This is a genomic window from Streptomyces sp. 4N509B (assembly GCF_052245655.1).
GTDB lineage: Bacteria > Actinomycetota > Actinomycetes > Streptomycetales > Streptomycetaceae > Streptomyces.
The window spans coordinates 1-12,088 of the sequence record NZ_JBQQBZ010000072.1; the positions used below are offsets into that span (position 1 = coordinate 1).

Sequence of the window (12,088 nt, forward strand, 5' to 3'; positions counted from 1 at the left end):
CCCCCACCGCCCCCACCTCCCCCGCAGTCCTCAGCGTTCCGCTGCTCCGCCGCGACCGCCCCGAGCCGCGCACCGTGGCCACCGCGCTGGCCCGGCTCCACACCCACGGCGTCCCCTTCGACTGGCACGCCCTCTTCGCGGGCAGCGGCGCACGGCGATGCGAGCTGCCGACCTACGCGTTCCAACGGACACGGTTCTGGCCCCTGGAGCCGTCCGGGCCGGCCACGGCGGAGCCCGACCCGTGGCGGCAGTGGCGCTACCACGTCACCTGGCGCGACGTCACCCCCGCGCTCCCGTCGCCGACCGCGCCCCCGACGCCCTCGCCGGTCCCGCCGGAGGGGCCCGAACTCCACGGCCTGGCGGGCACGACCTGGCTGCTGCTCGTCGCCGCCGACGGCGAGCGCACCGCCGCCGCCTGCCAGGACGCCATGGAGCGACGCGGCGCACGCGTCGTTCCGCTGACCCCGCGCGGCGGCGCCGACCCGGCCGCGGACCGTGCCGCCCTCGCCCGGCAGCTCGACGCGGCCGCGAACGGCGAGCCCGTCGCCGGCGTGCTCTCCCTCCTCGCCCTCGACGAGCGGGAGAGCCCGGAACGCCCCGGCCTCCCCGGCGGGCTGGCCCACACACTCACCGCCGTCCAAGCGCTCGCCGACGCGACGTTCGACACGCCGCTGTGGCTGGTGACGCAGGGCGCCGTGGCCGCCGAGCCCGACGACCGCGTGCCGAACCCGGCCCAGGCCCAGACCTGGGGCCTCGGCCGGGTCCTCGCCCTGGAACACCCCACGCTCTGGGGCGGCCTGATCGACCTCCCCCTCCCCGAGAGCCTCGACGCCACCGCGCTCGACCGCCTCTGCGACGTCCTCGCCCCACCACCGGCCGCCGCCAGCGCGCCGGGCGAGGACCAGCTGGCCGTCCGAGGCTCCCGACTCCTGGCCCGACGCCTCGTCCGCCCCGCCGCCAGCGAACTCGCCGCCACCGAACCGACCGACTCCGGCGCGGTGGAGCCGTGGCGTCCGCGCGGCACCGTCCTCATCACCGGCGGCACCGGCGCCCTCGGCGCCCACGTCGCGCGGTGGCTCGCCCGCAACGGCGCCGAGCACCTCGTCCTCACCAGCCGCCGAGGACTCGACGCCCCCGGCGCCACCCGGCTGCGCGACGAACTCACCGCGCTCGGCGTCCGCGTCACGATCACCGCCTGCGACCTGGGCAACCGCCTCGCCGTCGCGGCGCTCCTCCTCGCCCACCCGCCACGGGCCGTCGTCCACGCGGCGGGCGTCAACGTCGACGCCCCGCTTCTCGACGCCGACCCCGCCGACCTCGCGGCCATGGCCGCTCCCAAGGTGGCCGGCGCCCGCCACCTCGACGACCTCCTGGAGGAACTGCACGGGGAGAACCGCGCACCGCTCGACGCGTTCGTGCTCTTCTCCTCCATCGCCGGGGCGTGGGGCAGCGGCGGCCAGGCCGGATACGCAGCTGCCAACGCCTACCTCGACGCCCTCGCGGCGCGTCGCCGCGCCCGCGGCCTGCCCGCGACGGCCGTCGCCTGGGGCCCGTGGGCGGGCGGTGGCATGGCCCACGAGTCGGCGATCGACCGGCTGAGGGATCGCGGCGTCATGGCCATGACGCCCGAGCTGGCCGTCTCCGTGCTGGCGGAGGCGCTCACCCACGACGATCCGGCGCCCGTCGTCGCCGACGTGCGGTGGGACCGCTTCGCACCGACGTTCAACGCCGCCCGCCACCGGCCGCTCATCGCCGAGCTCCCCGAGGTGCGTGCCGCCCTGGACGGCACGGCCCCGAGCGGACACGGCCACCCCGGTCGTGGCGACGCGGCATCAGCGGGAGTGGCGACGGCGGGCGGGCCGGAGGCCACGGGCGGCGGCCTCGCCGAGCGCTTCGCCGGCCTTCCCGAGTCCGAACACGAGCACGCGTTGGGCCAACTCGTCCGCGTCCACGTCGCCGCCGTCCTCGGCCACGACTCGCCGGCCGGCATCGCGCCGGACCGGGCCTTCTCGGAGCTGGGCTTCGACTCCCTGACGGCGGTCGAGCTGCGGAACCGTCTCACCTCGGAGACCGGTATCGCCCTGCCCACCACGCTCGTCTTCGACCACCCGACGCCCCAGGCCCTGACCGAGCACCTGTGCGAGCGGGTCTTCGGCGTCTCGCGTACCGCCGAGCAGGAGGCGCGTCACGTCGGGATCGGGTTGGACGAGCCGGTCGCGATCGTGGGGATGGCGTGTCGGTATCCGGGTGGGGTGTCCTCGCCGGAGGAGTTGTGGCGGTTGGTGGTGGAGGGTGGTGACGCGATCTCGGCGTTTCCGACGGATCGTGGGTGGGATGTCGGGTCGTTGTTCGATCCGGACCCGGATGCGGAGCGTCCCGGGACGTCGTATGTGCGGGAGGGCGGTTTCCTCGACGGTGCCGGCGAGTTCGACGCCGGGCTGTTCGGGATCTCGCCGCGTGAGGCCTTGGCGATGGACCCGCAGCAGCGGCTGCTGCTGGAGACGTCGTGGGAGGCCTTCGAACGGGGAGGAATCAACCCACGCTCGGTCCGCGGCACCCCGACCGGCGTCTTCGTGGGCGCCTCGCCGCAGGGATACGGCACCGCGCCGGGAGGCAACGCGCCGAAGGAGGTCGAGGGGTACCGGCTGACCGGCAGCGCCACCAGCGTCTTCTCTGGCCGTATCGCGTACTCGTTCGGGCTTGAGGGTCCTGCGGTGACGGTGGACACGGCGTGTTCGTCGTCGTTGGTGGCGTTGCACCTGGCGGTGCAGGCGCTGCGGCAGGGCGAGTGCGATCTGGCGCTGGCCGGTGGCGTGGCTGTCATGGCGTCGCCCGACGTCTTCACCGAGTTCAGTCGGCAGCGGGGGTTGGCGGCGGATGGTCGGTGTAAGCCGTTCGCGGAGGCGGCGGATGGTACGGCGTGGGCTGAGGGTGTGGGTCTGTTGTTGGTGGAGCGGTTGTCGGACGCGCGGCGTAACGGGCGTCGGGTGCTGGCGGTGGTGCGGGGGAGTGCGATCAACCAGGACGGCGCGTCGAACGGTCTGACGGCGCCGAACGGTCCGTCGCAGGAGCGGGTGATTCGTCAGGCGCTGAGCAGTGCGGGGTTGTCGACGGCGGATGTGGACGCGGTGGAGGCGCATGGTACGGGGACGACGTTGGGTGATCCGATCGAGGCGCAGGCGTTGTTGGCGACGTATGGGCAGGGTCGTCCGGTGGGTCGGCCGTTGTGGTTGGGGTCGTTGAAGTCGAACATCGGGCATGCGCAGGCGGCTGCGGGTGTGGGTGGTGTGATCAAGATGGTGGAGGCGATGCGGCGTGGGGTGTTGCCGCGGACGCTGCATGTGGATGAGCCGTCGTCGCATGTGGACTGGTCGGCTGGGGACGTCCGCCTCCTGACCGAGGAGCAGCGGTGGCCGGAGGCCGGGAGGCCACGGCGGGCAGGAGTGTCGGCGTTCGGCATGAGCGGCACCAACGCCCACGTCCTCCTTGAGCAGGCTCCGGAGCTCGACGAGGCCGAGCCCACTTCTGGCGAGACGTCCGAACCGGTCACGGTGCCGTTGGTGGTGTCGGCTGCGGATGAGGGTGGTTTGGACGCGTTGGTGGAGTGGGTGGTTGGTGTGGGGGAGGGGTTGGTGGATGTGGGGTGGTCGTTGGCGTCGGGTCGGGCGGGGTTGGCGCATCGTGCGGTGGTGGTGGCTGGGGATGTGGTGCGTGGTGAGGTGGTGGCGGGGGCTGGTCGTCCGGTGTTTGTGTTTCCGGGTCAGGGGTCGCAGTGGGTGGGGATGGGGCGGGAGTTGTTGGGTGTGTCTCCGGTGTTCGCGGAGTGGATCGGGGCGTGTGAGGAGGCGTTGTCTGCGTTTGTGGAGTGGTCGTTGGTTGAGGTGTTGGAGTCGGATGAGGAGGGGTGGTTGGGGCGGGTGGATGTGGTGCAGCCGGTGTTGTGGGCGGTGATGGTGTCGTTGGCGGGGTTGTGGGAGTCGGTGGGTGTCAGGCCGGCGGCGGTGGTGGGTCATTCGCAGGGGGAGATTGCGGCGGCGGTGGTGGCGGGTGGGTTGTCGTTGTCGGATGGGGCGCGGGTGGTGGCGTTGCGCAGCCAGGCGATCCGGGTGGCGCTTGCGGGTCGTGGGGGGATGGTGTCGGTGAACGAGCCGGTCGATGCGGTGGAGACACGCATCGGTGGGTGGTCGGGTCGGTTGTCGGTGGCGGCGGTGAATGGTCCGCGGGCGACGGTGGTGTCGGGTGAGCCGGCGGCGTTGGACGAGTTGGTGGCGGCCTGTGAGTACGACGGGGTGCGGGCACGCCGGATCCCGGTGGACTACGCGTCGCATTCGCCGCAGGTGGAGGAGTTGCGGGAGCGGATTCTGGCGGATCTGGCGGTGATCGAGCCGGTGTCGGGTCGGGTGCCGTTCTACTCGACGCTCACGGGTGGGCTGCTGGACACGGCGGACCTGGGTGCCGGGTACTGGTTTGAGAATCTTCGGCACACGGTGCGGTTCGCCGAGGTGACGGGGTTGTTGGCGGGTGAGGGTCATGGGGTGTTCGTTGAGGTGAGTGCCCATCCGGTTCTCGCGGTGGGGATCGAGGACGCGGTCGCGGTGGGGACGTTGCGGCGGGGTGAGGGTGGTTGGGAGCGGTTCGTCGCCTCGTTGGGTGAGGCGTGGGTGCATGGTGTTCCGGTGGAGTGGGCGAAGGTTCTGCCGACCGGCCGCCAGGTCGACATACCGACCTACCCCTTCCAACGCCAGCACTACTGGCTCGCCAACCAGACCGAGACGACCCCCGGCGCCCTCTCCGCCGCCGGCCTCGGCACGGTCGACCATCCGCTGCTCACCGCCGTGGTCCCTCTCGCCGACACCGACGGGTACCTCTTCACCGGGCGGCTCTCCCTCGAAGCACACCCCTGGATGGCGGATCACCTGGTCCACGAACACTTCGTCCTGCCCGGCACGGCCGTCGTCGACCTCGCCCTCCGCGCCGTCGCGGAGGTCGGCTGCGGCAGCATCGAGGAACTGACGCTGGAGGCGCCGGTCGTCCTGCCCGAGGACGGCGAGGTGCGGATCCAGCTCACCGTCGGCAGCGCCGACGAGGCGGGCCGGCGGACCTTCGCCCTCCACTCCCGCCACGACTCCCGCCACGGCGACGGGTCGTGGACGCGCCACGCTTCCGCTGTCCTGTCGAGGGAAGCGCCGGCGGTGCCCACGCCCGCGTCGGCCCCGTTCGACCCCGCCGCCTGGCCACCGCCCGGCGCCACCGCAGTCGACGTGGCGGAGCTCCAGGCCCGTCTCGCCAAGACGGGTGTCGACTACGGTCCGACGTTCCGAGGACTGCGCGCGGCCTGGCAGCGCGACGACGGCGCCGAGGGCCCGGAGGTCTACGCCGAGGTCCACCTCCCCGAGGAGCAGCTGTCGGGCACGGACGCGGCCGGCTTCGCGCTGCATCCCGCCCTGTTCGACGCGGTGCTGCACGCGATGGGCGCGGGTGGGCTGCTGGAGGACTCCAACATCGCGCGGCTGCCCTTCGCGTTCAGCGGCGTCACGCTGCACGCCGCCGGGGCGACCGTGCTCCGGGCCCGCCTGACATCGACGCCGCACGGGATCGCGCTGCGGGTCGCCGACGCCGCGGGGGCTCCGGTCGTCAGCGTCGAGGCCCTGGCGGTGCGTCCGCTGCCCGCCGAGCAGCTGCGTGCCGCCGCCAGCACCCGCGACGGGCTCTACCACGTCGCATGGACCCCGCTGCCCCTCCCGTCCGAGACGTCCGGCGCATTCGGCGCGTCCGGCGCTGCCGCGACGCCGCTCCCCTCCTTCACGCGTGTCGACCTGAGCCCGGCCCCCGGCGCCGACGACCTCGTGGCGGCGACGCACGCGCGGACGCTTCTGGCGTTGCGCACGGTGCAGGACAGGCTCGCGCAGGGGCACGCCGAGGAACGGCTCGTCCTCGTCACCCGAGGAGCGGTGGCGACCGAGCCGGGCGGCGACGTGCCCGACGTGGCAGCGGCCGCCGCCTGGGGCCTGATCCGCTCCGCCCAGGCCGAGCACCCCGACGCCATCACGCTGGTCGACCTCGACCCCGACCTCAACCCCGACCTCGACCCGGACGACGACGAGGCGTCGAACGCCGCGCTGCACGCGGCCGTGGCCGCCGCCGTCGCCGCGGGCGAGCCGCAGCTCGCCCTCCGCCGGGGCGCGGCGTTCGTGCCGCGACTCGTCCGCGTGTCGGACGGCGTCGCCGGGCCGACGTCCGCGGCACGGCGGCCGGACCCCGACGGGACCGCGCTGGTCGTCGGCGGCACCGGCACCCTCGGCCGTCTCCTCACCCGCCACCTCGTCACCGAGCACGGTCTGCGCCACCTGCTGCTGGTCAGCAGGCGCGGCATCGACGCGCCCGGCGCCGCCGAACTCGCCGGGGAGCTGACGGGGCTGGGCGCCACGGTCGACGTCGCCCGCTGCGACGCGACGGACCGCGACGCGCTCGCGGCCGTCCTCGCGTCGATCCCCGCCGCGCACCCGCTGACCCTCGTCGTGCACGCGGGCGGCGTCCTCGACGACGGCGTCGTCCAGTCGCTGACGCCGGAGCAGCTCCATCGGGTGCTGCGGGCGAAGGTCGACGTCGCGACCCACCTGCACGAGCTGACGCGCGAGACGGACCTGGCGGCGTTCGTGCTGTTCTCCGCGGCTGCGGCGACGTTCGGCCGCCAGGGCCAGGCGAACTACGCGGCCGGCAACGCGTTCCTCGACGCCCTCGCTCAGCACCGCCGCGCCCGCGGCCTGCCCGCCACCTCCATCGCCTGGGGCCTGTGGGAGCAGCGCAGCGAGATGACGGGCCACCTGGACCAGCGGTCGCTGGCCCGGATCGCCGCCGCCGGCATGCTGCCACTCGACGCCGAGGAGGGCCTGGCGCTCTACGACGCCGCGCAGCGCGCCGACGAGGCCGCGGTGATGGCCGCCCGCCTCGACCCGGCGTCGTTGCGTGTCGGGGAGTCGACGGCGGACGCGGCGGCGCCACTGCTGCGCGGCCTCGTCGCGGCACGCGCCTCGACCCGCCGCCGCACGGCGGGCGCGGGCGCGGGAGCCGGCGAGGCCACGGGACCGGCCCGCGCGGGCGGCGCCGAGGCGCTGCGCGAACGGATCGCGGAGCTGTCGGAGGCGGACGGCGAACGCGAGCTGCTGGAGCTCGTCCGCTCCCAGGCCGCCGCCGTCCTCGGCCACGGTTCGGCACGGGCCGTCCGGCCGGAGCGGGGCTTCCTGGAGACCGGCTTCGACTCCCTGACCGCCGTCGAACTGCGCAACCGCCTCGGCCGGGCGGTGGGACAGCGGCTCCCGGCCACGCTCGTCTTCGACCACCCCGACCCGGCGCGCCTCGCCCGCTACCTGAGGTCCCTGCTGGCGCCCGCTGCCGGCGCCGCCGCGCAGGCCAAGGATGCCGAGGAGGCCGGGGAGGGCCGGGCCACCGGGGAAGCCGGGGACGACAACGGCGCCACGGACGGCACCGCCGCCGGGGCGGAGCCCGCAGCGGACGACGGCAGGGACGGCGAGGGCGCCGGCGACATCGAGGACGTCCTCAGGGACGCGACGGCCGACGAGCTGTTCGCGTTCATCGACGCTCAGTTCAACGACGAGAAGGGCGGGGCAACGGGGTGACCACCGAGGAGAAGCTGCTCGACTACCTCAAGATGGTGACGGCGGATCTCCACAGGACCCGTCAGCGCCTGAAGGAGGCCGAGGAGCAGGGTCAGGCCGCCACCTCCGAGCAGGGTCCGCCCGAGCCCGTCGCCATCGTGGCCATGAGCTGCCGATACCCCGGCGGCGTCCGTTCCCCCGAGGAGCTGTGGCAGCTCGTGGCCGACGGGCGCGACGCGATCGCCGCGTTCCCCGACGACCGCGGCTGGGACATGGAGACGCTCTACGACGAGGAGCGGGGCCGCCCCGGCACGACCTACGTCCGCGACGGCGGCTTCCTCTACGACGCCGCCGAGTTCGACGCCGACTTCTTCGGCATCTCGCCGCGCGAGGCGCTCGCCATGGACCCCCAACAGCGCCTGCTGCTGGAGACGTCCTGGGAGGCGATCGAACGCGCCGGCATCAGCCCGCAGGCGCTGCGCGGCAGCCGCACGGGCGTGTTCGCCGGCGTCATGTACCACGACTACGCGTCGCGGCTGCCCGCCGCCCCCGAAGGGCTGGAGGGCTACTTCTACAACGGCAGCGCCGGCAGCGTCGCCTCCGGTCGCGTCGCCTACACCCTCGGGCTCGAAGGGCCCGCCGTCACCGTCGACACCGCCTGCTCGTCGTCGCTGGTCGCCCTGCACCTGGCCTGTCACGCGCTGCGCGCCGGCGACTGCACCCTCGCGCTCGCGGGCGGCGCCACCGTCCTTTCCAGCCCGAACCTCTTCGTCGAGTCCAGCCGCCAGCAGGCCCTCGCCGTCGACGGCCGCTGCAAGGCGTTCGCCGACGCCGCCGACGGCGCCGGGTTCTCCGAGGGCGTCGGCGTGCTGCTGCTGGAACGGCTCTCCGACGCGCGCCGCAACGGGCATCCGGTCCTCGCCGTCGTCCGTGGCAGCGCCATCAACCAGGACGGCGCCAGCAGCGGCCTGACCGCCCCCAACGGACCCGCGCAGGAACGTGTCATCCGGGCGGCGCTGGAGAACGCCGGCCTGACCACCTCGGACGTCGACGTGGTCGAGGCCCACGGCACCGGGACCCGCCTCGGCGACCCCATCGAGGCGCAGGCGCTGATCGCGACCTACGGGCAGGACCGGCCGGCGGGCCGGCCGCTGTGGCTGGGTTCGTTCAAGTCGAACGTCGGACACACGCAGGCGGCGGCCGGCGTCGCGGGCGTCATCAAGATGGTGCAGGCCATGCGCCACGGCGTCCTGCCGCGGACCCTGCACGTGGACCGGCCCACGAGCCACGTCGACTGGGACGCGGGCGACGTGCGGCTGCTGACCGAGGCGCGGCCCTGGCCGGACACCGACGGCGAGGGCGATGCCGACGGCGGCGACGGCGGCGGGCAGGGCGACGGGAGCGGCCGGCGGCCTCGTCGCGCCGGAGTGTCCTCGTTCGGCGCGAGCGGCACGAATGCCCACGCCGTCCTCGAACTCCCCCCGCCCGACCCGGCCCCCGAGGCCGACCCCGACGCCGATGCCGGGGGGTCGCGTTCCGAGGCGTCGCCCCTCGTCCTCCACGCCACCTCCGAGCCGGCGCTGCGCGCCCAGGCGGCGCGCCTGCGCGACCACCTCACCGCCCACCCCGGGCTGCCGCTGCGCGACATCGCCCACTCCCTGACCAGCGGCCGGGCCCCCCGCGACCACCGCGCCGCCGTCGTCGCGACCGACCGCGACACCGCGCTCGCGGGCCTCGACGCGCTCGCCACCGGCTCACCGGCGCCCGCCGGCGCCGTCACCGGGCACGTCCTGCCCGGCGCCGAGCGGCCCGTGCTCGTCTTCCCCGGCCAGGGCTCGCAGTGGGCCGGGATGGCCGTCGAACTGCTCGACTCCTCGCCCGTCTTCGCCGACCAGATCGCGGTCTGCGAGCAGGCCCTGGCCCCCCACGTCGACTGGTCCCTCACCGAGGTCCTGCGCGACGCCGACCCGGCGCGGCTGGAGCGGGTCGACGTCGTCCAGCCGGTGCTGTTCGCCGTGATGGTCTCCCTCGCCGCGCTGTGGCGCGCCCACCTGCCCGAGCCCGCCGCCGTCGTCGGCCACTCGCAGGGCGAGATCGCCGCCGCGTACGTGGCGGGCGCCCTGTCGCTGGAGGACGCCGCCCGCGTCGTCGCGCTGCGCAGCAGGGCCCTGCTCGCGCTGTCCGGAGACGGCGGCATGGTGTCCGTGGCCCTTCCGGCAGAGGAGGCCCGTGCCCTGGTCGCCGGCCGCTGGTCCGGCCGGATCGCCGTCGCGGCCGTCAACGGCCCCGGCACGACCGTGCTCTCCGGCGAGCCCACCGCCCTCGACGAACTCCTCGCCGCCTGCGAGGCGGACGGCGTGCGAGCCCGCCGCATCCCCGTCGACTACGCCTCCCACGGCCCCCACGTCGAGCGCATACGCGAGGAACTGCTCGCCAGCCTCGCCGCCGTCCGGCCCCGCTCCGCACGCATCCCGTTCTACTCGACCGTGACGGCGAACCCTCTGGACACGGCGGGACTCGACGCCGAGTACTGGTACACCAACCTGCGGCAGACCGTGCGCTTCGAGGAGACGACGCGGGCGCTGCTGGCGGACGGCCACGCCCTCTTCGTCGAGTCCAGCCCTCACCCCGTCCTGACGGTCAGCATCCAGGAGACGATCGAGTCCGTCGAGGCGGGCGCCGCCGACGACGCGGACGCCGCATACGACGCGGACGCCGACGGCGGGCGGGCGGCGGCCATCGGCTCGCTCCGCCGCGACGAGGGCGGCTTGGCGCGCTTCCTCGCCTCCGTCGCCGAAGCCCACGTCCTCGGTGCCCCCGTCACCTGGGGCCCGTCCGTCGCCGCCGGCCGCACGGTGCCCCTGCCCACCTACGCCTTCCAGCGGCAGCGGTACTGGCTCGACGCCCCGACCGCCGCGCCCAGCGCGGCCGGCCTGGGCCTGGGCAACGCCGACCACCCGCTGCTCGGCGCCCTCGTCTCCCTCGCCGACGCCGACGGGGTTCTCCTCACCGGCCAGGTCTCCCTCAGGACCCAGCCCTGGCTCGCCGGCCACGCCGTGCACGGCGAAGTGCTGCTGCCGGGCACCGCGCTGCTGGAACTCGCCGTCAGGGCGGGCGACCAGGTGGGATGCGGCCGCGTCGAGGAACTGACCCTCGAAGCCCCGCTCGTCCTCCCGGCGGACGGCGCCGTCCAACTCCAGCTCGTCGTGGACGAGCCCGATGCCGACGGCCACCGGGCCGTCCGGCTCCACGCGCGCCGTGACGACGACGCGTCGCCGTGGACCCGGCACGCCGAGGGCGTGCTGGCGCCGGGCGCGGCGGCGGCCGGCGCGTGGAACGCCGGGGGCGACGGCGATGCCGAGAACGCCGGAGCGGACTTCGCCGTCTGGCCGCCGCCGGGCGCCGAGCCGCTGCCGCTCGACGGCCTCTACGAGCGGCTCGGCGCACGCGGTTTCCACTACGAGGGCGCCTTCCGTGGCCTGCGCGCGGCATGGCGGCGCGGCTCCGAGTTCTTCGCCGAGGTGACGCTGCCCGAGGCCGCCAGGTCCGAGGCGGAGCGCTACGGCCTGCACCCCGCCCTGCTCGACGCGGCCCTCCACCCGCTGGCGTTGGTGGGCGCGGGCGCGGACGCGGGCGCCGACGGGGGCACGGAGGCAGTGGGCGAGGGCCGGCTGCCGTTCTCCTGGTCGGGCGTCTCGCTGTACGCGGCGGGTGCCGCGACGCTCCGGGTCCGCCTGGCGCCCGAAGGCCCCGACCAGGTGTCCCTCGCCGTCGCCGACGCCGGTGGTCAGGCGGTCGCCGACATCCGTTCCCTGTCCCTGCGTCCGGCCACCGCCGTCCGTTCCGCCACGGCCGCTTCCCTCCACACGATCGACTGGACACCCCTGCCGGTGGAACCGGTCGGTGCTGACGCCGAGGCTGAGAGTGGGTCTGGTGGGTTGGCGTTGGTGCGGTGTGGTGGCGGTGGTGGTGTGGGTGGGGATGTGGTGCGGGGTGTGGTGGCGGAGGTGTTGGGTCGGGTGCAGGGGTGGTTGGGGGAGGGGGAGGGAGAGGTTGATGGTGGGCCGTTGGTGGTGGTGACGGTGGGTGCGGTTGCGGTGGGGTCGGATGGTGGTGTGGTGGATCCGGCGGGGTCGGCGGTGTGGGGGTTGGTGCGGTCGGCGCAGACGGAGCATCCGGGCCGCTTCGTCCTGGTGGACGTCGATGGTGAGGAGTCGTCGGAGCAGGTTCTCCGTGCCGCCGTGGCCACGGGTGAGCCGCAGCTCGCGATCCGTTCGGGCACCGTCCTCACCCCGCGACTGACCAGGTTCGTGCCCTCGCCGGAGAGGCTCGCCAACCCGGTGACGCTGGATCCTGAGGGGACGGTGTTGGTGTCGGGTGGGTTGGGGACGTTGGGTCGGTTGGTGGTGCGTCGGTTGGTGGAGGTGCATGGGGTGCGGCGGTTGGTGTTGGTGGGGCGTCGGGTGGATGGG

At 74.7% G+C, this 12,088-nt stretch carries 2 protein-coding genes; both read left to right on the plus strand.

All coding sequences use genetic code 11. From position 1 onward, the window contains the following. Positions 1–7,637 (plus strand): SDR family NAD(P)-dependent oxidoreductase (locus ACTWP5_RS31790; RefSeq protein WP_443224658.1); only part of this gene is annotated, 7,637 nt, incomplete at its 5' end. Further along, the coding region (locus ACTWP5_RS31795; RefSeq protein ID WP_443224659.1) for a type I polyketide synthase at positions 7,634–12,088 on the plus strand (4,455 nt) is incomplete at its 3' end. The genes ACTWP5_RS31790 and ACTWP5_RS31795, both read left to right, overlap by 4 nt.